Raw genomic sequence first — 21,109 nt, 5'->3', positions numbered from 1 at the left:
TTTTTATTTAAGATACTGAATAATATAATAATGATAGTCATTAGATCATGATGTTCTAAATGCTGTTTTACCTGTACAGCCTCTATTTATTGCTCTCTGAACTGAGCTACCTAAGTAAGCTAAGCGAGAAACTCACCCTTCTTCCACTGACAAACAAATAAAACACCAAGGCCAATCCCACGCATCGCCATAAAACTCAGCATCGCGAGCCACAATGCATGGTTTTCTAAACCTGAAGCTAAGTAGAAAATCGCAAAGAAACTGCAGGTCGCAACGAACATGCTATTGCGCATATCCTTACCTTTGGTTGCTCCAACAAAAATACCATCCAACAAGAAACACCACATAGAAACCAGCGGCATCGCAATCAACCACGGCAAATACACTTGAGCTTGGCTCTTAACGTCTGGGATTGTGGTGATCATATTAATCAAGCTAGACCCTGCAATCGCGAACACGATAGTGAGCGCTAAACAAATATTGAAGCTCCAGAAGAAAGTACCAATCAAAGACTGATTTAACTCATCTTTATCTTTCGCGCCAATCGCTTTACCCACCATGGCTTCCATTGCATAGGCAAAGCCGTCCATCCCATAAGAGATGATCATCAAAAAACTCATCAACACTGCATTAGCCGCGACGACATCGTCGCCAAAGCTTGCGCCTTGGAAGGTCATGAAAGTGAAAGTCGCTTGTAGGCACAATGAGCGAAGAAAGATATCGCGATTCAATTTCACAAAACGACTCAAGCCTTGGCTGGTTTTCTTAAGCAGATCCCACGGCGATGGTAACTGTTTCTTCGCCCAAATTCGGTAAACACAAACTAAGCCAAATGTTAGACCCGCATAGTCCGCTATCACCGATGCCAACGCAGCGCCTTCAACTTGCCAACCGAGTCCAATCACAAATACGATATCTAAAACGATGTTGGTGATATTAGTGATGATTACCATCCACATGGGTGCTTTGGCATTCTGGGTTCCGAGTAGCCAACCTAAAATTACAAAGTTAGTTAGTGCAGCGGGCGCACTCCACGCTCGAATTGAGAAATATTGCTGACCATAGTGTTTCACTTGCTCACTGGCGCTACTCAATGAGAAAACGAGATCCGCAACAAAGCTGTGTAATAGTAAAAAGACACCAGCAAACCCTAAGGCCATAGTCACGCCTTGCACAAAGACTAAGCCAAGCTGCTTGCCATCATTCGCGCCATAGGATTGTGCGGCGAGCCCCGTTGTCGACATACGCAGAAATCCGAGCAACCAAAAGGTTACACTAATCATGGTGCCACCTAATGCCACGCCTCCTAAATACCAGGAATGCGCTAAGTGACCGATAACCGCGGCATCAACTAAACCCAGAAGTGGAACGGTAATATTGGAAAGAACCATCGGGATCGCGAGCAACAACACCTGTTTGTGCACGGCTTGATTAGATAGTGTTTGAAAAATAGTTTGGGAGTTAGATAGCTTCACGATCACCTCTTCGATTAGAGGCGATAGTTTAACCTAGTGGGTGTACTTTCACTACGTTGCGAGGTTTTACTTATCTTTTACTTATAACGAGGCGTGTATTACGCACTCTAAAGGGCAGAGTTGTTAGCATTACCATTTGATGAGGACTAATTGCGGAGTTAAACGTTTTTTGACCTGAGAGATCTTACACAATAATCGCTGCCACAATTTCCAACGATTACATTGTTGGTCTAGTGGAGAAAATGCTTTTACCCACTGGGCCCATGGTAGCCAATTTAGAATACTGTCGACTGGAGAAGACAAGCCATGTGCATAGTCACCAGAACCAAGTTTTTTCCCTAGAGTGCTCGAACTCTTGTCTCCCGCTAACACTAAACACGCATGGGCATGAGTAAAGTAGCGGCTCAAAGACTGAATAAAGTGTGCGGCCTGTTGTTCATTACAGTCAAGCAGAGCATGTTCACATACCACCATCACTGATGCTTGCTCTGGGATGTTTAGTTCATCTAACCAAGTTAGGTCATCAACAGAGCCGCACTCTAAACGATAGCGTTCATTTTTGTGGAACAAGCGTTGCCGCCAAACTAGATTTTCCGTTACATCCAATTCTACCCAATGACAGCGGCCATTATCTAAACGGTAGAAACGGGTATCGAGCCCTGCTCCCACGTTAATAATCCAAGCATCTGAGTTGTGAGATAAGAACTGTTGAACTTGAGAATCACAAAGTTGAGTCAGTGTCGCATAAAGGAGTTGTTGTTGGTCGAGTTCACCGGTAAGACATTCTGGTGCCAATTGGCAACGCTTACAGGCTTGCGCTCCGATAGGATCATAAACCAAGCCATCATCGGCAAGACTTTCGCGGCTGCGAAACCAAAGATGTTGAACGAGATTCGTCGGAACTTGAAATTCTTGATGTGCAGACCCTTGATCAGAATAAGCCTTTTGATCAAAGGAGCGCGACTTACGAATAAGCGGCTTAATTTGAGGTTTGGTTGGATTTGGCATCATCATCTTCCTTGTATCTCGACAAAGAAGATGATAATGAATATCAATTACAATGACAAGTTATTGAGAATAAATATCAATAAGCTATTTGCATTGATTACATCCAGTCGGTATTGCGAATGATACCAACCGCAAGCCCTTCAATAGATAAGTGTTGAGACGCTAGATCGACATGGATTGGAGAAAACTCTTCATTTTCAGCATGTAACAGAACCGTTGCACCTTTACGTTCTAGGCGTTTAACCGTTACATCATCATCGACACGCGCCACGACAACCTGACCATCGCGAACATCTTGAGTTTTATGAACAGCTAATAAATCACCATCCATAATACCGATGTCTTTCATACTTTCGCCATTTACACGAAGTAAGAAGTCAGCCTGTGGTTTAAACATGCCAGGGTCAACTTGGTAATGCATTTCTACATGTTCTTGAGCCAGAATAGGCTCACCAGCGGCAACCTGACCGATGAGTGGTAAACCTTGTTCTTCGTTTGCGGCATCTTCAAGCAAAATACGAATACCGCGAGACGCACCCGGGATAATCTCAATCGCTTCTTTACGAGCAAGAGCTTTCAAATGTTCTTCTGCTGCATTAGCAGAACGGAAGCCTAATTCACGTGCAATTTCTGCACGCGTCGGTGGCATTCCGGAATCTTCGATCTTACTTTTGATAAGGTTAAAGACTTGTTGCTGACGGGGCGTTAACGGCTTCATGATTCACCTGTCTTTTTATACAGTTGACTGTGAGTATATCCAGTAACTGAACAAAAGCAAAGCAATTGGTTGTTTTTAGTTCATTTTAAGCGAATTACAAAAACAATATATCTAGCCACACGTAACCCGCTAACACTAAACAGATAAAAACCGCTGCCGAACCGACATCCTTTGCCATTCCAGATAGCTCATGATGTTCACTACCAATCCGATCAACGACCGCTTCAATCGCAGTATTTATTAGCTCGACAACCATCACCAATACGATGGCAGAGATCATCAAGATTCGCTCAACCTGGCTTACGTCTAGGTAAAACGCCAGTGGGATGAGTACAACTGCCAGCAACACTTCTTGTCGAAATGCAGCTTCGTTTTTAAACGAACTCGTGATGCCCTGCCATGAAAAGCCTGCAGCTTTAACGATACGTTTGAATCCTGTGCTTGATTTTTTAGTCATTTTTAACTCTATACTCAATCAGTCGATGAATGATTTTCCACAAACTTAACGTCAATATGACTATTTCCATTAAAAGGTTAGACCAGTTTCTGGTATTCTTGCATCGATTAAATTTACGCCTAGGCTTACCCCTATTTCACTCATAGGATTTATCCTTTCATCATAGAAATAGCGATACGCTTAAGCACATTGAAATAACTATTGAGGCAGTGAACCTATATGTCTTCTGGACAATCTTTTTCACGTTCATTAATGAAGCTACCTTTATCCTTATTGGTAAAAGGCACATCAATCCCTTCAAACCCGGTTGAGGATTTGAACATTGATTTAGGCAAACCGATTGTATACGCCTTACCATTTCGCTCAAGTGTAGACATGCTTACATTGCAAAAACATGCACTTGAATTGGGGCTACCTGATCCGTTGAGCAAGCTTGAAATCAACGGTAAATCACTGCAACGCTACGTTTTTATCTCTTCTCGCAAAACTTTACTGCAAGACGATGATTATGTACCAAGCTCTTCAATTGAAGTTTTCTCGGAGCTGCTTTCACTGCATGCCGAAGACTCTGAGCTTGATGTTCAAGTTATCCCTGCCACTGTGCTGTGGGGACGTAAACCCGGTAGAGAGAATAACCAGAAGCCTTACCTACAAGCAATGAATGGCTTAGAGAAATCAAAAGCCGTATTGCTGGCAGGCCGTGACTGCCTAGTTCGCTTTAGCCCTGTGGTTTCTTTACGTTACATGGCTAACTCTCACGGTACCGACAGCACCATCGCTCATAAATTAGCGCGCGTGGCGCGTATTCACTTCTCTCGCCAAAAGTTAGCAGCATCAGGGCCGAACCTACCCAGCCGCCAAGCTCTTTTTAACCGCCTACTGAAGTCAGAGGCGATCAAAAAGGCAATTGAAGATGAAGCAAAATCAAAGAACATCTCGGTCGAGAAAGCGAGCAAAGAAGCTCAAGACATCATGGATGAGATTGCTGCTAATTTCTCTTACTCACTGATCAAGCGTGGAGAGAAAGTCCTTGGTTGGCTATGGAATAAGTTGTACCAAGGCCTACACATCAACAATGCTTCAACGGTTCGAAAACTGGCTCAAGATGGCCACGAAATCGTTTATGTACCTTGTCACCGTAGCCATATGGACTACCTACTGTTGTCTTATGTTTTATATCATGAAGGCATGGTGCCTCCGCACATCGCCGCGGGCATCAACTTGAACTTCTTCCCTGCCGGCCCTATTTTCCGCCATGGTGGTGCGTTCTTTATTCGTCGTAGCTTCAAAGGCAACAAGCTGTACTCAACTATTTTCCGTGAATACCTAGCAGAGCTGTTTGCAAAAGGTTACTCGGTAGAATACTTCAGTGAAGGTGGTCGTTCTCGTACTGGTCGTTTGCTACAAGCTAAAACCGGTATGCTAGCGATGACGATTCAGGCCATGCTGCGTGGTATGAACCGCCCAGTAACTTTGGTTCCTGTGTACATCGGTTACGAACACGTAATGGAAGTAGCGACTTACGCCAAAGAGCTGCGTGGCAAACGTAAAGAGAAAGAAAACGCCAGCCTAGTGATTCGTACTCTGCGTAAACTGCGCAACTTTGGTAAAGGTTATGTCAACTTCGGTGAGCCGATCCAACTGAACCAATATCTAAACGAACACGCACCAGAGTGGACCAAAGATATCGACCCAATGGGGGCTGGTAAACCACAATGGATGAACCCAGTGGTTAATGGTTTGGCAACTAAGATGATGACGCATATTAATGATGCAGCAGCGACCAACGCTCTAACTCTTTGTGCAACCGCTCTACTCGCTTCACGACAACGTGCATTATCTCGTGACTCTTTGGTTTCTCAGATCAACTGTTATCTGTCTTTGCTGAAAAATGTACCTTACTCTAATACATTCACGGTACCAAAAGACAGCGCTGAAGATCTGGTCAAACACGCTGAATCACTGAACAAGTTCCTGATCGAATCAGACTCAATGGGCGATATAGTTTCACTCGATCGTCACCAATCTATTCTGATGACGTACTACCGTAACAACATCATTCACTTGTTCGCTCTACCGTCGTTAATTGCTCAAATGACGATTCGTCAGCGTGGTCTATCGATTGAAGCTATTCAAAAGAATGTTGCTGCACTCTACCCATTCTTGAAGAAAGAGTTGTTCCTAAGCTACGACGAAGACAAGCTTGAAGGTGTGGTTTCAAACATCATTGAAGAGCTAGTCAGCCAAGGTATGCTTGTTGTGTCAAACAACGAAGTCACCATCAACCAATCAAACAGCCAAGCACTGATGCTATTAGGTCGTACGATTACAGAAACGCTGCAGCGCTACTCTATTGCTCTAAACCTATTGGCAGAAAATCCTGAACTGGATAAATCTGATCTGGAAACAAAGAGCCAAGACATTGCACAGCGCCTTGGTCGCTTACATGGTATCAACGCTCCAGAGTTCTTCGACAAAGGTGTATTCGCATCGATGTTCGCGACACTGAAACAGCAACAATACCTAGATAACGATGGTAACTGTGATTTAGAAAAGACTCAGCAATTCGCTAAGCTTCTTTACTCTATGCTCTACCCAGAAGTACGTATTACTATTCAAGAGAGCATCCACCAAGTAGAGTAATCTTTCAGCTAATATTCGCTTTAATCACTAGACTGAAACGATCAAAAAAGGCACCAAATAGGTGCCTTTTCATTTTGAGTCAAGCAACTCAAAAAAGCTAAGTTTTACCAGAAGGTAATGAACAAACCGACAGTTACTGCCATCCCAACATAGTTGTTGTTGAGGAAGGCTTGGAAGCATAGATCTCGGTCGCGATGACGCATCAAGTGCTGTTGGTACACAAACAAGCCCCCTACCGCTAACAGAGCCCAATAAAAGATATCACCCAGATGGTAATGCATGCCCACAGCAATCAACATCGTCAGTGTTACTAACTGCAAAAAGCCAACGATAAGCTTATCGAACCGGCCAAACAAAATAGCTGTCGACTTAATGCCAATCTTAAGGTCGTCATCTCGGTCGACCATGGCATATTGTGTGTCGTAGGCAATCGTCCAAAATGCATTCATTATAAAAATAAACCAAACAACACTTGGTAGCTCATTGGTTTGTGCCGCCCAAGCCATTGGTATTGCCCAGCTGAAAGCCAACCCAAGGAACAATTGTGGAAGATGGGTAAAGCGCTTCATGAACGGATAAATGAAAGCTAAGCCAACTCCGATAAAAGACAATTTGATGGTCAGAGGGTTCATAGTTAGCACCAACAAGAATGAGACCACAGCCAGTGCTAAAAAAAGTAATATGGCTTCTCTACTAGAAACCAAACCTGAAGGCAATGGACGCTGCTTGGTTCGTTTTACATGACCATCTACTTTACGATCAGCAAAATCATTAATCACACAACCAGCTGAACGCATCAGCACCACACCTAAGACGAAAACAATCAAAACATCAAAGTCAGGCATGCCTTGCGCGGCGATAATCAACGACCACAAGGTCGGCCAAAGAAGTAGCAAAGTACCAATTGGGCGATTCATTCGTGTTAATTGCCAGTACGCCTTCGCTTTGGTGGCAAGCATTTACACACTCTCCTTAGAGTAAATGGGGGATGTTGGCAAAAACAGTTCTGCAACGAGCATAGGCTTGTGATTCATCCATAAACGAGAACGACGAGCGAGCAATCGCTCTTCGCCTACAATAACCCAACCAACTTGCAACGCATCTCGTTTTACGTTTTCGGCATTAAACACGGTGAGACCGAGCGGGACGTTCCCTTGTTGAGATAAGTCTGAGTGTTTATCTTCTAGAGTCACTCTGGGAATTAAGGTTCGACCTAGTACCCACGGCGCATCATCACCTTTTAAAATCACTTTACGTAGTAAGCAATCAAACGATGATAAAAGCTGTTCCTCATCGGGTTGCAGCATTGATTGATCTACAACTTGGTTATGAAGCAACTCAACCGATAAGTGCTGGCAGCTCCTTCCTAATTTGCGAGAAAGAGATCCTTGCTCCATAAGCCACTCTTTGGCGTTTTCATTAGGAAAATCAAATATTTCTGTGTTTTGCCAATCTACATTCATTAACGAATTAAGATACAGCGATATTGGCTGATTCATACTAGTATTCAATAGGTGACTTTACACGTACAATAAAGCTTCAATTTTCGAACAAACTCAAAGCGCTGTTGAATTGTAAACGTATTTAGATTTAGACCGCTCATTGTAACAAGACAAACGCGTTTCGAATATCGCGAATAAACTAAAGAAAAGTCACAAATATGCACAAACGTTATGTAGCCCAAGTATTTCTTGCGATTAGCCTACTCTTTTCAGCATCAAGTTTTGCTGAAGAGGAGTCTATATCTAAACTCGCTTACTTCACGCTAGAACCAGACCTGACAACCAACTTTTATACTAAAGGTAAAAAACTGGGCTATATCCAAGTACGCCTCGATATCATGGTTGCGAACAGCAATGATCTAGCTGCCATTGAGCATCACCAACCATTAATTCGCGATGCCGTGATTGAATTGCTTGGTAAACAAAACGAAGAAACAATTAAATCTCTGTCTGGCCGTGAAGATTTGAGAAAGACCTTAGTTGAACACCTCAACAAGATTCTGCTGCCTGAAACGGGGAAAACCCTCATTGCTGACTTACTGTTTACCAAATATCTTTATCAGTAACGATGTAAAAACGAATCCCAATAAAAAAGCGGCTCATCTGGCCGCTTTTTGGTATCTATCAGTTGTCGGTAACTAATCACTCGCTCCTTGCTGAGCTAGGCGCTTTCATGGAATCAACTAAACCGATAATCACACCTGCGACTAAACCGGCTAAGTGAGCAGTATTTGCGATCGCCATGAACGGCTGCATGTACCCAAGAACTAACCACACCAACATAAAGCCGACGATCTGTTTTGGGATACCCAAACCAAATTGTGGAGCCTTCGCACCAACAACCCAGAGATAACCAACCAAAGCATATACCACACCAGACAGGCCACCGAAGTTCGCACCTTCAACCCAATATTGCCCAGCGCCAGAAAGCGCAGAAGAGACAGCAAAGATCTGAAGTAGTTTGAGACCGCCTAACTTTTTCTCGATGTCTCCGCCTAACTGCCACCACCACAAAATATTAAATGCGATGTGCATAACAGAGAAGTGCAAAACAGCATGACTCAACCAACGCCACAACTGCCATTGTTGGCCATCAAGCGCTGGGAAATGTAAGGCATTGAAAATCGCCTGACCGAAGCCTATCTGCTGCAGAGCAAAAATAACCACACATACCAGCATGATACCGAGCGTCACTGGGCCAGCTTTTGCTTTTATCATGCCCATGAAACTCGGGGTGTGATAATGAAAGTTGCTCTTTCTGGTTTCCGCCATATCCCAAGACGCTGCTTGGTAGCGTTTATGGTTTGGCTCAGACAAGAAACGATTGAGCTCTGATTCCGTCTCGACCTGATACTGACCATCCGTCAGCCAAAGAGCAAAGCGCCCCTCACCTTCAGGAGACATTTGAATAGGGATCTGGCGAGAAGCCATGTAATCAATAAATGCTTGAGCAAGACGCGGGTTGTCTAACACCATCAATCTAATCATTGTTATTTCCTATTCATGCTATAGAGACGCTTAAAGTGGTTAAAGTACTAAAGGCTATAAACCAGCGATCACTGGAAGTTCAGCACGATGCCAAGCTTCAAAGCCGCCATCAACACTATATACCTCTTCAAAGCCTTGGTTCACTAAATATTGTGCAGCACCTTGGCTACTAATACCGTGATAACACATCACCAAAATAGGCTGTTCGAACTCGACTTCATCCATAAAGGACACCATCGTATCGTTCGTAAGATGGTAAGCGGTTTTTGAGTGAGCAACCGCAAATGACTGCGGGTCACGTATATCGACAAGTCGAGCTTCGCCTTGTTCAATGAGGGCTTGAGCGCCTTTAACGTCGATATGTTTAAACTGGTCCATGACTCTCTCTTTTATGCTGATTTACTTTGCTGCCATTGTAACCTATCCCAAGGCCAACAATCACATCCACTTAATAAGGTTATCCACTAACGATCACTTTTACACCGTTTGTGGATAAACCTGTGGATTGCGTGAATAAAGTGTTTTTTAAAAAATAGATCCACAACATGTAGTAATGATCCTGATCTAACTGTGGGTTAGTTGAAACATATCCCCACCACTAAAACCCCTTCAAAGCCTTACTACACCCTGCTTTTAGACAGTTGACGAATAAACTTTTCACAGAGTTATCCACAAAATCATTTTGCAAATTTCGATCGCAAAATTTGAGAAATCGATCCGAAACAAAAAGGCCGAGATCTCTCGATCCCGGCCTTTTCAAAATTTAGCTTGCTAGCTCTACTATTAGATAGAAGCTAGATACTATTAGAAATCGCCAACGGCTTGTTTCAACTTCTTCATAGCATTTTTCTCTAACTGGCGAACACGCTCTGCAGAGATACTGTAGGTATCCGCTAAATCTTGCAGTGTTGCTTTGTTATCATCTAACCAACGTGAGCGCACAATATGCTGACTACGCTCATCTAAGCTTGCCAATGCTAGCCCTAAACGATTGTTGGTATGTGATTCCCAGTTAGCCGCTTCAACCGTTTCAGCAACGTCTGACGCTTTGTCTTCTAGGTAGTAAACAGGGGCAGTGTAAGCAGAGCCACCGTCGTCGTCGTCCATTGGCGCTTCAAACGTAGCATCTTGGGCCGCTAAGCGAGATTCCATTTCTCGAACCTCTGAAGGCTCAACTCCCAATTCACGAGCAACGGTCTCAACTTCACCGTTATTGAACCAACCTAAGCGCTTTTTAGACTTACGAAGGTTAAAGAACAATTTACGCTGTGCTTTAGTGGTTGCGATTTTAACGATACGCCAATTACGCAACACGTATTCATGAATCTCAGCTTTGATCCAGTGAACAGCAAAAGAGACCAGTCGAACACCAACTTCTGGGTTGAAGCGCTTAACAGCCTTCATCAAGCCGATGTTACCTTCTTGAACGAGATCGGCCATTGGCAGCCCGTAGCCTGAGTAGCCTCTTGCAACGTGTACCACGAATCGTAAGTGAGAAAGGATTAAACCTTTCGCAGCATCGATCTCACCTTTGTAATGTAATCGCTCTGCAAGTCCACGTTCCTCTTCAGGCGTCAGCATTGGGTAGCTGTTCGCTGATCGGATATAGCTATCTAAACTATCTTGTGTGACTAAAGCCATTTGATACGCTTGGTTTGCCATTCGGTTCCTCATCAATCTCTGATCTGGAGTAATACATCTATTAAAACCCAACAATCTTGAACCTAAAATGAACAGGTTTCAAGGCGGGGGAAGTAATTATGCATAATCAATTCTTCTATACAAGGCAAAGTCTGGTTAAGAAGTGCCTATTTTTCGTCTAATTATGACTCTATTTTCCTAAACTGGTTCAATTTCTTTTAGGTGACGCTGCGCAGAGAGCTTCGCAGCCACACTACCAAGCAAGGTTCCAACGATCAAAAGCAGTAAAGACTCATCCCAACTCAGGCCTATTAACCTAAAGTGGCTATCATAAAGCTGCGCTAAATCGTCAACGGCACTGTTCAGCAATACAGTAATCAATGCCGTCATGACCCAAGCGCTAATCGCACCTAATACACCAAACCACATGCCAGCGTACAGGTATGGTCGAAGAATGTAGCTATCGGTCGCACCAATCAGCTTCATGGTTTGAATCTCTTCTTTATGTGCCAACACATTAAATCGCAATGTATTACCAATAATCAGAAATACTGCGCCTAACATCAAGACTGTTAAGGTAATAACAATGACAGCCGCTAAGGCTTTAATAGCATCTAATCTAGCTAGCCAATCTTCGTCTAAACGGACATCGGTCACTAACTCTTGTTCTTTAACGGTACTTGCCAACCCCTTAATTAAGGTATCGCTGTGCACATTTGGTGTAATCACCAACACGCCTGGCAATGAATAATCGTCTAGGATAGTCAGAGCATCTTCAAAACCAGAGTATTGGCTAAGATCTTCAAGCCCTTGCTGTGGAGAAATGTATTCCACCCGGTCAACTTGATCCCAATTTTCTATTTCATCTTTAAGTACCATCACCCTAGGCTCAGGGATACTATCCTCCACATAAGCACTAATTTGTGACGGGCTTGTGACGTCTTGAGCTACTTCACCAACGTTTTTTCCTAACAAATATAAGCAAGCAGGCATTGTCAGCGCCATTGAGATCACCGCTAACGTAAGCAAATTACCCAGCGGACGTTGCCACATTTGTGAGAACGATGACTTGGCTTGCTTCCAGTGAACAACAAAAAATCCGTCACTTGAAGTGCGGGTTTTAGCTCGGTTGGATTGAGGTTTCTTGATACGCTTATTCGCGGCCATAATCTTCAACCTCACTCAAAAAGCCTTGGTTTAACTCCAGGTGACGATATTGAGGGCGAGTATTCACTAACCCGATATCGTGCGTCGCTAGGATAATCGAGACACCCGCGCGGTTGAACTCTTCAAACAATCTCAACACACGATTCGATAACTCAGGATCTAGATTACCTGTTGGCTCATCCGCTAACAGTAGAGTAGGACGATTAACCACGGCGCGAGCAATACCCACGCGTTGTTGTTCACCACCAGAAAGCTGGCTTGGCAAACAACGGGCCTTGTCTAGTAGTCCGGTTTTATCTAGTGCAGCACTGACTCGGCGTTTTACTTCATTTTCAGAAATAGACTCAATACGCATCGGCAGGGCGACGTTATCGAAAATAGAACGATCCATCAGTAGGCGGTGGTCTTGAAAGACAATTCCTATGTTACGACGTAAAAACGGAATATCTTTGGCTGGGATACGAGTGATATCGTGATCGTTAAACCACACACGCCCATCGGTTGGACGTTCTATCGCACATATCAACTTCAGCAAGGTACTTTTACCAGCTCCAGAGTGCCCACCCAAAAAAGCCATCTCTCCACGTTTAAGATGAAAGTCCACTTTTTGGAGCGCTTGTCGTCCGCCTCGGTAGGCTTTACTCACTTGCTGAAATTTGATCACCGAAAATTCCTCTTACGATCACTCATATCAAATTTAAAACGGTAGCCGGTTAAGAATAAACCATCTGCCACACGCGTTATTCTTCACGACTAAATAGTGCTTCAATGAAGTCTTTCGACTCAAATGGACGTAAGTCATCGATACCTTCACCGACACCAATATAACGAATTGGAATCTGGAACTGGTCTGCAATTGAGAAAATCACACCACCTTTCGCCGTACCATCTAGCTTAGTGAGCGTAATCCCCGTTACCGGTGCGACTTCACTGAATAGTTTTGCTTGGCTGATAGCATTCTGACCAGTCCCAGCGTCTAGTGTTAGCATGATTTCATGCGGTGCAGAGTCATCAATCTTCTTCATTACACGAACAATCTTACGTAGCTCTTCCATCAAGTTGCTCTTGTTCTGCAAACGACCGGCTGTATCAGCAATCACAACATCGACACCACGTGCTTTCGCGGCTTCAATCGCATCGTAGATAACAGACGCGCTGTCCGCACCTGTGTGCTGAGCGATAACCGGCACATCGTTACGCTGCCCCCAAACCTGAAGCTGTTCAACGGCTGCTGCGCGGAAGGTATCACCCGCTGCCAGCATCACTTTCTTGCCTTCACTCTGGAACTGTTTCGCCAGCTTACCGATGGTGGTTGTCTTACCCACACCATTCACACCGACCATTAAAATAACGTAAGGCGTTTTAGTCGTATCAACAACCAATGGCTGTTCCACTTGGCTTAAGATATCTGCCATCTCTTCTTTGAGCAGACCATAAAGCGCCTCACCGTCTTTTAGGTCATTGCGAGATGCTTTTTCTGTCAGATTTTCAATGATCTTAACGGTGGTATTCATACCCACATCAGCGATCAGAAGTTGCTCTTCTAGCTCTTCAAACAGCTCTTCATCAATTTGCTTGCCTTTGAACAAGCCAAAGAAGCCAGCACCAATGTTTGCTTTAGTACGACTAAGGCTACGCTTAAGGCGAGCAAAGAAGCTTTCTGTTGGCTTCTCTTGCACTTCTTCAACCTTAGCTTGAGGAGCTACTTCTTCTTCCTGTTCTGCTTCTGCTTCTGCTTCTGCTTCTGCTTCTGCGGGAACAGGTTGCTGCTCTTCTTGAGTCTCTTCAAGCGCTTGCTCTGATTCAGCAAGCTTAGATTCAACTATCTTAGATTCCACTGGCTTAGCGACTTCAGTTTCAGGCGCGACCTGCTCAGCCTCGACTGGTGATTCAACTTCAGTTTGCTCTTCAACGTTTTCTACGTTCGCTTCATTCTGCGTTTTTGGGCTTTGTTCTTCTTCACCAAAACCAAGCCACGATAATAATCCGCGCTTCTTTTTTTCCGTCATCCGAGGAGTTCCCTAGATCTACTAATTAACTGTATTGACTTAATGCACGTCGACTCTTTGCTATTGTTATACAATACAATCTTGTACAAACGAATAGTAAAGAAAAATGACAAAGCAGTGATAAGTTTGCTTTTAGCTTGATACACTTTGTCATTGCAAATTTATTTAATACTCGAACCCACTTAAATTGGGCTCGGTATAGTATCACTTTATTAGCGGTCAAAAAATCTATGGTAAGACGTCGCCAGCAAAACACATCACAAAAAAAGCCATCCGGGGGCTTTGTTCGAATTATTAGTGGCTCATGGAGAGGAAGAAAACTGCCTGTTCATGATTTAGAAGGCTTACGCCCAACCATTGACCGAGTAAAAGAAACACTCTTTAACTGGGTTGCACAAGATATCCCACACTCGACGTGCTTGGATGTATTTGCCGGTTCTGGTGGCCTAGGTTTTGAAGCAGCGTCTCGCCAAGCAAAAATGGTGACGCTGCTCGAAATGAATCAAAAGGCCGCCAAGCAGCTTTCTGATAATGCTAAAGAACTCAAAGCAGACAACATCAACGTAGTGAACACTGATGCTATCTCTTTTCTAAAGAAACCTGGAACTCCTTACGATATGGTTTTTCTCGATCCGCCATTTCGTAAAGGCTTACTAGCAGAGACAGTACAACTGCTTGAGAGCAATGGCTGGCTTGCAGATGATGCCATTATTTACGTCGAAACAGAGAAAGAGCTGCAACTCGAAGCTATGCCAGAAAACTGGGAATTGCATCGCGATAAGACGACTGGCCAGTCGAGTTACCGACTGTTCAATCGAACGACTGAAGAATAGGAGTTATTGAATGAATATCTTACTTCCACTAGCAAAAGCAGCCATCGCCTTTGTTTGGTTTGTCTTAATCGTCAATATTTTTCACCCATTCCCGGGTAATGCGGCGATTGCGCTTTATATCATGACAGCGTTCTTGTTCTTCATGCACGGCCTACAGATGCTGATCTTTATCGGTGCCTTTGGCGATAAAATTGAAATGTCGCGTTGGGAAAAATGGTCAATTCTGATTTTTGGAATCTTCGCCTTACTCGATATCCGTCGTAAACACATGATGTAATCGAGCTTAAAGATCAAATTTACACAGCTTACATACAGAAAGCATCCTTAAGAAACAGTAGATACAAAAACGCCGCTCTGTTAAGCGGCGTTTTTTATTGAACGATGATAGCAATACTAGCCCATGTAACTCTTCACACCATCCAAGAACATTTGAGTCGAGAGCATAACGAGCAACAAGCCCATCAAACGTTCGACAGCTTTAAGACCTCTCTCACCCAGCACTCGTAAAAAGAAGCCATTAAACATAAGAATGAAGAAAGAGGCTCCCCATGCCAGTAGCACAGCAGCAGAAAGCTCTAACATGTTGTCAGGGTGCTGTGTAGAAAGCAGAATCAATGCCGCAATCACTGATGGCCCAGCAATCATAGGGATCGCCATAGGTACGATGAACGGTTCTTCACCGGCCGCTAGACCAGTAATGCTGCCAGCACTTGGGAAAATCATCTTAATCGCGATAATAAACAGAATGATACCGCCAGATATACTTAAGGTTTCAGGTTGTACATGCAGGAAGTTCATAATGCTTTGGCCTGCAAACAAAAACAACAGCAAGATGACGAGAGCGAACATTAACTCACGAATAAGAACAATACGACGACGTTTTGGATCGAGATGCTTAAGGATAGAGAGTACGATTGGCAAGTTGCCAAGCGGATCCATAATAAGAAACAGCATGGTGGCTGCAGATAATATTTCCATAAGTTTGTCTCGAAAAACGTAAGTGCGCGGAAGTATAGCAGCCTCAACATTGATTTTCGAACACAGTAGCAAACTCGGTAATTTATACAGCCAGAAGAGTATTTATAGAGATACGTTTACCCTAAATGGTAAGGGAAGCAACAATAAGAGCATGTGCGAGAAAGTAACTGCCTGTTACCCAAAAATAGGCCCCCTTGATTGGGCTACGATAACAATTTAAAGCATACGCCAATGCGGAAATCAGCAATACGCTACAACCAACAAAACCAACCGCATGCGACAGTTGAGGATCCAGCAACCAGACCTCACCAGCAGCCCATGCCAGCTGAATAAGCACCATACCCATGATAACCACAGGAAAGACAAGTTTGTCTAAACGGGGTAATAATAAGAAGAAAGCGACGATACATGCCGCCAATAGCAGTGCGAACAACCACCAGACCATTTCTCCCGACAGCTGTAACCAAAATGCTTTGCTGTAACAGAGTTGAGCCACCAAAAAACAAACAAAATACAGAGTACGTTTTTGAGTGAGAGAGTGAAGGACATCGGCAATCGCAGAGACAACCAACCCTGCCACCAACCAATAGGTAAAATCAGCGACGACAGACTGAGTTAAAGCAATGACCGCCAATAATACAAAGGTAAAGACCTTATACAATAAAGCCTGACCGATATGTCCATGTTTCGTTCCTGCTATTGCTCCAATACCAGACAAGGAAACCGCTAACCAACTCCACATACCATTTGCCCTATTGCTTTAAATCGTCGCCAGTCTAGGCACACGAGTGTTGATGTAAAGCCTCAGCCCTTCAAAATTGGATCTTGATTACGCTTCCACTAAAAAGAACCTCTTTAGATTGAAGTCGTAACAATTATCACTACGATCATGATTACTGGTTTAACATTAAAGCGATTTATCGAAAAAACCGCCTAAAAGTACATTACAACCTTCAGCATTCGATTTTGGTCATTTCTAGCCTATCGAAATCATGGTAAACCATCGAGTTTCGCTAATATTCATACTTAAAAAATAAAAACACCCCCATTAAAACCTAATAAATACATGAGATTAGCGTATAAAAAAACAAAATTGACAGACAAGTAATAATTGAAGACAAGAGTTAACTCTTAAAGTAAGTAACTTGTTTTTTATCCCCATATTTGTCAGCCGCCTCCAAACTCTTTGTAAAAACTACCACCAAAACCAAGCCAAAAATGAAAAAATAAAACAAAAATCAAACATAGATACAACCAACCCCCATTAATACAGTTTAACAACCTTTAACAATATAAATCACAAAAACCAACCATTAAAAAACAGTAACTTAAAAGCAAACAGAACAAACATGAACCACAACGACCAAAATAAGAACACACCAAAAAACACAGTTAAACATAGAAAAACAAGAGGAAAAGTAACAGTTATCTATCACTTTTAAAGCCTTAGAAAGTAATTATTGATCTAAACCCATAAGTAATGCTATTCTTTAAAACATAGCGAAAGACAACCAAATTTAGGAGTAGTGTTATGATTTCATCTTCGCAAAAGCAAGGACTTGTAATGATCGCGGTAGTTGTAGGCCTCATGACGCTACCGATGATGTACTAAAGCAAGTTACAGATAAAAAAAGGGACGCTTATAGCGTCCCTTTTTTGTTCAATTTTTCACTTAGAAAACAGGTGCAACTTTAATACATCCCAATTCGCATAATAGAAACCAGCAGCAGCTAACGTCATTACCATCATAAGTAATATCGCAACTCGCCAAATAAAACGACCACTACGTGGCGTCAGCTCCTTCTCACACTCGTTACACATCATTATAAATTGATGTTGATCTTCCAATTGAGCATCATGCTCATTCACTACCTTATTACGACATGTTGCGATATAACGCAGCTTGATTATCATATCGTGTGGTAGCCTTTCTTCACAGCTTGTTACAAGCTCATGCAGGCCTTCGCCTTCAGCGTGATAGTGTAGTCTCAATAATTTTTCTATATTGCGAACTCTTGTCACCACTTTTTCAATGTCGGTCATCTTGGCCTCCCGCTCCACACTATAATTCTAGTCGAGCATTTCCTTATTCTTATACAAAATCACTGTTATTTACGAGAGAAAGAGACAATAAATAACAATGCTTTAAACCAAACTGGCTATTAAATGTGAAGTCTACCGAAAAATAATCAGCTTAGCTTACAACAGTTCACGAATAGCGGCTTTCAACACACATATCGATTGCCGAAAGACTAGAATAACCACCTCAACAACATGGAGGTTATATGCCCAATTCACTCTTTTTTTCTATCTTTGCACTCGCAGTTCTAGCGGCTTGGGCATTTCTTGTTTTCTACCGAAAACACATGCAAGGCGAAAATGCACCAGAAAAGAAAGTGAACGTCACGGTACTAGATAAACAGTCCATCGACCTTCCTGACGTAGAACCAGGCCAAGAAGATCAAGAGTACTGGATTTACGTTCAACGAGGTGTCGTTGGTCCGAAACGAGAATTCCAAGTCGGCATCCACTACTTTCACGCGCTTAATCCAGGCGATAAAGGAACCCTAACCTATCAAGGTGATAAATTCTTGCACTTTGCGTTGAAACGCTAATCGGAAGCTGTCTCAAACAATTATTTGACTTACTTCTACGGCAATAACCAGCGTGTTTTTTCGGACTTAGATACCAACCAACTCATCCATAAAGCCCCTGCGCCACTAATCACAATCCATAACGGAATGACCCAAACAGGATGCCCTTGATACCAGCCGAACGCTGTCATTGGCCATAAGAAGATTGGGTGCAGCAGATAGATCCCCAAACTGTGCTTACTGATAAAACCAACCACTTGATTGCTTTTTTCAGATAACCCTTCTCCAAAATAGCGACACAGCATAAACACCATGCTCGCGGCTAATACGGTATTCAGCGTCTTGTAAGATAACCAACGGCCAACCGTGTACTCCTTAGCAATTAAGCTCGCATCAACCACCATGTAGACCGTGGTTAACAACGCCAGCGCACCGAGCCCAGCACTCACACCAACGGTGAACTTGTTCAGCGGCACTTTCTTGTACAACAGGTAACCCAATGGCAAGTAGCCAGTGTAAAGCCATAACTCATGACTCCATGGGCCATCAATTCTCAGTAAGAACAATAACGTTGTGAACAGCCACACCGCCGTGAATCCGTAAACAGCTTTGTCGCCATACTTTCTGACCATGATCTGTAAGAAAGGAATCACAAAGTAGAGCGGGATAAAGTAATAGAAGAACCCAAGATGGTAGTAGGTGTAGTGGTGATAGCTATTGAGCAACACATCCCAACTTACGTCGGCGTCAAAGCCCAGCGCAGACCAACCAGACAGGTAGGTATAGAAAAGCGACCACACAATGAAAGGTATCAGTACCTTACCTAGGCGACGCTTGAGGTAGTATTTGGCGTCAAACGGGCGTTGGTCGCTTAGCATCAAGGCGCCGGTTATCAATATAAAGACAGGTACCGCCCAGCGGCTGAAGCCATTGACGGTGATTGCTGTTAACCATTCGCCGAAAGGAATAGTTCCTAGTTCGTTGCGATAAGGCGCCAAAACATGAATCGCGATAACCGCTACGGCCGCGACACATCGTGCTAAATCAAAAAAGAGAATTCGCTGCTTCATGTAAATGCCTGATTAATATTCAATCATTCTACTATAGCAATAAAAAAGCTGACCGGAATAAATACCAAGTCAGCTTATTGTTAAAGGAGAAGCATATCGCGCATTAAGATCATTCGACTTTAGATTATGCGACTTTAGCTCTTGCGAATGAAGATCATGCGGCTGACGCTTGCGGCACCTTAGGTAAACGCAAAGAAATCACCGTCGTTATCGCTAAGAACACGAACGATACCCACAAACACGCAGACAAACCGGCCATTTGAAATACCAAGCCCGACAGAATGGTGCCAATCAAACGGCCCATCGCATTCGCCATATAATAGAAACCAACATCAAGCGACACACCATCGCCTTTCGCATAACTCACAATCAAATATGAGTGAAGTGACGAGTTCACCGCAAAGATGGCACCAAATACCATCAAACCACCTACGATAACTAGCTCTGGTTGCCAACCAATCTGTACCGCATACGCAATTCCAGCCGTCACAATAGCCAATGCAGCGGCCCACAATAACGCTGCATGGCCATCAGGTACCTTGCCTTGCGCTTTACCAGTAATCTTAGGTGCAATGCCCTGTACAAAGCCGTAAGCGATGGTCCAAGCCGCTAAGAAGCCACCCACCCATGAATGGTCCCAACCAAACACGCTGCCTAGATAAATAGGTAGAGCAATCACAAACCACACATCACGAGCACCAAACAGGAACATGCGTGCCGCAGATAGGATGTTGATGGATTCAGATTTAGAGAAAATCTGTTTGAACTTAGGTTTTGTTTTCGCTTTACCCATGTCCGCTTCTAAGCTCACCACACTACCAATGAAAACCAAGGTCAGTACAGTCGCCATCGCCAACACCGCGTATTGGAAGCCAATTGTAGAAAGCAACAAACCACCAATAAAGAACCCTGCACCTTTAAGCGCATTCTTAGAACCAGTCAGAATCGCGATCCACTTATAAAGCGCGCCTTGTTGTTCATCAGGAACCAGAGTCTTAATCGAACTCTTGGCACTCATTTTATTGAGATCTTTGGCGATACCAGATAAGGCTTGCGCCGCCATTACCCAAGGAATGGTCAACATTGCCGTTGGCACCGCGAGCATCCCCAAGGCGACGACTTGCATCCCTAAGCCGATGTTCATCGTCTTATTAAGTCCAAGACGAGCCCCTAACCAGCCACCGATTAGATTAGTGACCACACCAAAGAATTCATAGAAAAGGAACAGTGAGGCGATCTCTAACGAACTGTAGCCAAGATCGTAAAAATACAGGACCACCAGCATACGGAGTGCACCATCAGTAATGGTGAAGTTCCAGTAGTTGAAAGTCACTAACATGTATTGACGAACGCTCTTACTTAGATTTGAAAACATAATGCTATCTCTACGATCTAAACAAAAAGAGCTTTTAGATCATAGGTGTCCAAAAGCTCTAATTCTTACTTTCCACTTAACTTATACTCAAAATAATTGGAGTTGCAGCTAGGCAACAAGCAAGTTCAGCCCTATGAGCATAGGTGTTCTA

At 43.5% G+C, this 21,109-nt stretch carries 22 protein-coding genes; 5 read left to right on the top strand and 17 right to left on the bottom strand.

What is annotated here, in order from left to right; translation table 11 throughout:
* Nucleotides 1–119 precede the first annotated feature (119 nt).
* The 4 genes from dinF to OCT63_RS16950 all read right to left on the bottom strand — a co-directional run bounded on the left by dinF (nt 120) and on the right by OCT63_RS16950 (nt 3,658).
* Nucleotides 120–1,475, bottom strand: coding sequence for an MATE family efflux transporter DinF (gene dinF, locus OCT63_RS16965; protein ID WP_161688435.1), 1,356 nt, complete (start codon nt 1,473–1,475; stop codon nt 120–122).
* Nucleotides 1,476–1,604: 129 nt separating this feature from the next.
* Complete coding sequence (locus OCT63_RS16960) at nt 1,605–2,483, bottom strand: class I SAM-dependent methyltransferase (RefSeq protein WP_161680272.1); 879 nt, start codon at nt 2,481–2,483, stop codon at nt 1,605–1,607.
* 97 nt (nt 2,484–2,580) lie between these two features.
* Entirely contained in the window at nt 2,581–3,201 is a 621-nt protein-coding gene (lexA, locus tag OCT63_RS16955) for a transcriptional repressor LexA (RefSeq protein ID WP_060468825.1), read from the bottom strand.
* Nucleotides 3,202–3,295: 94 nt separating this feature from the next.
* A complete protein-coding gene (locus OCT63_RS16950) occupies nt 3,296–3,658 on the bottom strand; it encodes a diacylglycerol kinase (protein ID WP_161680270.1) in 363 nt (120 codons plus the stop codon).
* Nucleotides 3,659–3,877: 219 nt separating this feature from the next.
* Here OCT63_RS16950 and plsB point away from each other — a divergent pair, with 219 nt between their 5' ends.
* On the top strand, nt 3,878–6,301 hold the full coding sequence (gene plsB / locus OCT63_RS16945) for a glycerol-3-phosphate 1-O-acyltransferase PlsB (protein ID WP_060468827.1): 2,424 nt from the start codon (nt 3,878–3,880) through the stop codon (nt 6,299–6,301).
* 104 nt (nt 6,302–6,405) lie between these two features.
* On the opposite strand, the gene ubiA is transcribed toward plsB, so the two are convergent.
* Complete coding sequence (ubiA, locus tag OCT63_RS16940) at nt 6,406–7,260, bottom strand: 4-hydroxybenzoate octaprenyltransferase (RefSeq protein WP_060468828.1); 855 nt, start codon at nt 7,258–7,260, stop codon at nt 6,406–6,408.
* Complete coding sequence (locus OCT63_RS16935; RefSeq protein WP_167346769.1) at nt 7,261–7,800, bottom strand: chorismate lyase; 540 nt, start codon at nt 7,798–7,800, stop codon at nt 7,261–7,263.
* 161 nt (nt 7,801–7,961) lie between these two features.
* On the opposite strand from OCT63_RS16935, the gene OCT63_RS16930 reads away from it, so the two are divergent.
* A complete protein-coding gene (locus tag OCT63_RS16930; RefSeq protein WP_060468830.1) occupies nt 7,962–8,369 on the top strand; it encodes a flagellar basal body-associated protein FliL in 408 nt (135 codons plus the stop codon).
* A 76-nt stretch (nt 8,370–8,445) separates the two neighbouring features.
* Here the strand turns inward: OCT63_RS16930 and glpG are convergent, their stop codons facing one another.
* The 6 genes from glpG to ftsY all read right to left on the bottom strand — a co-directional run bounded on the left by glpG (nt 8,446) and on the right by ftsY (nt 14,108).
* Entirely contained in the window at nt 8,446–9,291 is an 846-nt protein-coding gene (gene glpG / locus OCT63_RS16925; RefSeq protein WP_269984108.1) for a rhomboid family intramembrane serine protease GlpG, read from the bottom strand.
* A 54-nt stretch (nt 9,292–9,345) separates the two neighbouring features.
* Nucleotides 9,346–9,669, bottom strand: a complete 324-nt coding sequence (gene glpE, locus OCT63_RS16920) for a thiosulfate sulfurtransferase GlpE (protein ID WP_046224926.1) — start codon at nt 9,667–9,669, stop codon at nt 9,346–9,348.
* Nucleotides 9,670–10,095: 426 nt separating this feature from the next.
* A complete protein-coding gene (gene rpoH / locus OCT63_RS16915) occupies nt 10,096–10,953 on the bottom strand; it encodes an RNA polymerase sigma factor RpoH (RefSeq protein WP_017055518.1) in 858 nt (285 codons plus the stop codon).
* A gap of 177 nt (nt 10,954–11,130) precedes the next feature.
* Nucleotides 11,131–12,099, bottom strand: a complete 969-nt coding sequence (ftsX, locus tag OCT63_RS16910) for a permease-like cell division protein FtsX (RefSeq protein ID WP_161688431.1) — start codon at nt 12,097–12,099, stop codon at nt 11,131–11,133.
* Nucleotides 12,086–12,763, bottom strand: coding sequence for a cell division ATP-binding protein FtsE (gene ftsE, locus OCT63_RS16905; RefSeq protein WP_017055520.1), 678 nt, complete (start codon nt 12,761–12,763; stop codon nt 12,086–12,088). The genes ftsX and ftsE overlap by 14 nt, the downstream gene beginning before the upstream one ends.
* 76 nt (nt 12,764–12,839) lie before the next feature.
* On the bottom strand, nt 12,840–14,108 hold the full coding sequence (gene ftsY, locus OCT63_RS16900; protein WP_269984107.1) for a signal recognition particle-docking protein FtsY: 1,269 nt from the start codon (nt 14,106–14,108) through the stop codon (nt 12,840–12,842).
* A gap of 230 nt (nt 14,109–14,338) precedes the next feature.
* Between ftsY and rsmD the strand changes: the two genes are divergently transcribed.
* Both rsmD and OCT63_RS16890 read left to right on the top strand, forming a co-directional pair.
* Nucleotides 14,339–14,941, top strand: coding sequence for a 16S rRNA (guanine(966)-N(2))-methyltransferase RsmD (rsmD, locus tag OCT63_RS16895; protein WP_060468834.1), 603 nt, complete (start codon nt 14,339–14,341; stop codon nt 14,939–14,941).
* Between the two features lie 10 nt (nt 14,942–14,951).
* Nucleotides 14,952–15,218 (top strand): DUF1145 domain-containing protein, encoded by a 267-nt coding sequence (locus OCT63_RS16890; protein ID WP_017055523.1) that lies wholly within the window; start codon nt 14,952–14,954, stop codon nt 15,216–15,218.
* A gap of 116 nt (nt 15,219–15,334) precedes the next feature.
* Here the strand turns inward: OCT63_RS16890 and OCT63_RS16885 are convergent, their stop codons facing one another.
* From OCT63_RS16885 to OCT63_RS16875, 3 genes are all read right to left on the bottom strand, one after another.
* Complete coding sequence (locus OCT63_RS16885; protein ID WP_029626862.1) at nt 15,335–15,919, bottom strand: YhgN family NAAT transporter; 585 nt, start codon at nt 15,917–15,919, stop codon at nt 15,335–15,337.
* 121 nt (nt 15,920–16,040) lie between these two features.
* Nucleotides 16,041–16,661: a lysoplasmalogenase gene (locus OCT63_RS16880; RefSeq protein WP_161675073.1), complete on the bottom strand. Its 621-nt coding sequence runs from the start codon at nt 16,659–16,661 to the stop codon at nt 16,041–16,043.
* Nucleotides 16,662–17,587: 926 nt separating this feature from the next.
* Entirely contained in the window at nt 17,588–17,962 is a 375-nt protein-coding gene (locus OCT63_RS16875) for a hypothetical protein (RefSeq protein ID WP_017055526.1), read from the bottom strand.
* A 242-nt stretch (nt 17,963–18,204) separates the two neighbouring features.
* Between OCT63_RS16875 and OCT63_RS16870 the strand changes: the two genes are divergently transcribed.
* Nucleotides 18,205–18,534, top strand: coding sequence for a DUF2500 domain-containing protein (locus OCT63_RS16870; protein WP_017055527.1), 330 nt, complete (start codon nt 18,205–18,207; stop codon nt 18,532–18,534).
* Nucleotides 18,535–18,569: 35 nt separating this feature from the next.
* On the opposite strand, the gene OCT63_RS16865 is transcribed toward OCT63_RS16870, so the two are convergent.
* Nucleotides 18,570–19,583, bottom strand: a complete 1,014-nt coding sequence (locus OCT63_RS16865; RefSeq protein ID WP_269984106.1) for an acyltransferase — start codon at nt 19,581–19,583, stop codon at nt 18,570–18,572.
* Between the two features lie 154 nt (nt 19,584–19,737).
* Nucleotides 19,738–20,958, bottom strand: a complete 1,221-nt coding sequence (gene arsJ / locus OCT63_RS16860; RefSeq protein WP_161688425.1) for an organoarsenical effux MFS transporter ArsJ — start codon at nt 20,956–20,958, stop codon at nt 19,738–19,740.
* Between the last annotated feature and the right edge of the window lie 151 nt (nt 20,959–21,109).

Source organism: Vibrio sp. RW (assembly GCF_027587105.1).
In the GTDB taxonomy this organism is placed as follows: Bacteria; Pseudomonadota; Gammaproteobacteria; order Enterobacterales; family Vibrionaceae; genus Vibrio; species Vibrio toranzoniae.
Note: the sequence above shows the minus strand (reverse complement) of the source record. Positions and strands in the feature narration are given on the sequence as shown.

Bases quoted from the DNA above. Each gene is read 5' to 3' on its own strand.
- OCT63_RS16950 (WP_161680270.1), bottom strand. From the start codon at position 3,658: ATGACTAAAAAATCAAGCACAGGATTCAAACGTATCGTTAAAGCTGCA.
- OCT63_RS16865 (WP_269984106.1), bottom strand. From the start codon at position 19,583: ATGAAGCAGCGAATTCTCTTTTTTGATTTAGCACGATGTGTCGCGGCC.
- ftsX (WP_161688431.1), bottom strand. From the start codon at position 12,099: ATGGCCGCGAATAAGCGTATCAAGAAACCTCAATCCAACCGAGCTAAA.
- ubiA (WP_060468828.1), bottom strand. From the start codon at position 7,260: ATGCTTGCCACCAAAGCGAAGGCGTACTGGCAATTAACACGAATGAAT.
- lexA (WP_060468825.1), bottom strand. From the start codon at position 3,201: ATGAAGCCGTTAACGCCCCGTCAGCAACAAGTCTTTAACCTTATCAAA.
- plsB (WP_060468827.1), top strand. From the start codon at position 3,878: ATGTCTTCTGGACAATCTTTTTCACGTTCATTAATGAAGCTACCTTTA.
- arsJ (WP_161688425.1), bottom strand. From the start codon at position 20,958: ATGTTTTCAAATCTAAGTAAGAGCGTTCGTCAATACATGTTAGTGACT.
- ftsY (WP_269984107.1), bottom strand. From the start codon at position 14,108: ATGACGGAAAAAAAGAAGCGCGGATTATTATCGTGGCTTGGTTTTGGT.
- OCT63_RS16885 (WP_029626862.1), bottom strand. From the start codon at position 15,919: ATGGAAATATTATCTGCAGCCACCATGCTGTTTCTTATTATGGATCCG.
- OCT63_RS16875 (WP_017055526.1), bottom strand. From the start codon at position 17,962: ATGACCGACATTGAAAAAGTGGTGACAAGAGTTCGCAATATAGAAAAA.
- glpE (WP_046224926.1), bottom strand. From the start codon at position 9,669: ATGGACCAGTTTAAACATATCGACGTTAAAGGCGCTCAAGCCCTCATT.
- glpG (WP_269984108.1), bottom strand. From the start codon at position 9,291: ATGATTAGATTGATGGTGTTAGACAACCCGCGTCTTGCTCAAGCATTT.
- rpoH (WP_017055518.1), bottom strand. From the start codon at position 10,953: ATGGCAAACCAAGCGTATCAAATGGCTTTAGTCACACAAGATAGTTTA.
- OCT63_RS16930 (WP_060468830.1), top strand. From the start codon at position 7,962: ATGCACAAACGTTATGTAGCCCAAGTATTTCTTGCGATTAGCCTACTC.
- OCT63_RS16890 (WP_017055523.1), top strand. From the start codon at position 14,952: ATGAATATCTTACTTCCACTAGCAAAAGCAGCCATCGCCTTTGTTTGG.
- OCT63_RS16935 (WP_167346769.1), bottom strand. From the start codon at position 7,800: ATGAATCAGCCAATATCGCTGTATCTTAATTCGTTAATGAATGTAGAT.
- OCT63_RS16880 (WP_161675073.1), bottom strand. From the start codon at position 16,661: ATGTGGAGTTGGTTAGCGGTTTCCTTGTCTGGTATTGGAGCAATAGCA.
- OCT63_RS16960 (WP_161680272.1), bottom strand. From the start codon at position 2,483: ATGCCAAATCCAACCAAACCTCAAATTAAGCCGCTTATTCGTAAGTCG.
- OCT63_RS16870 (WP_017055527.1), top strand. From the start codon at position 18,205: ATGCCCAATTCACTCTTTTTTTCTATCTTTGCACTCGCAGTTCTAGCG.
- rsmD (WP_060468834.1), top strand. From the start codon at position 14,339: ATGGTAAGACGTCGCCAGCAAAACACATCACAAAAAAAGCCATCCGGG.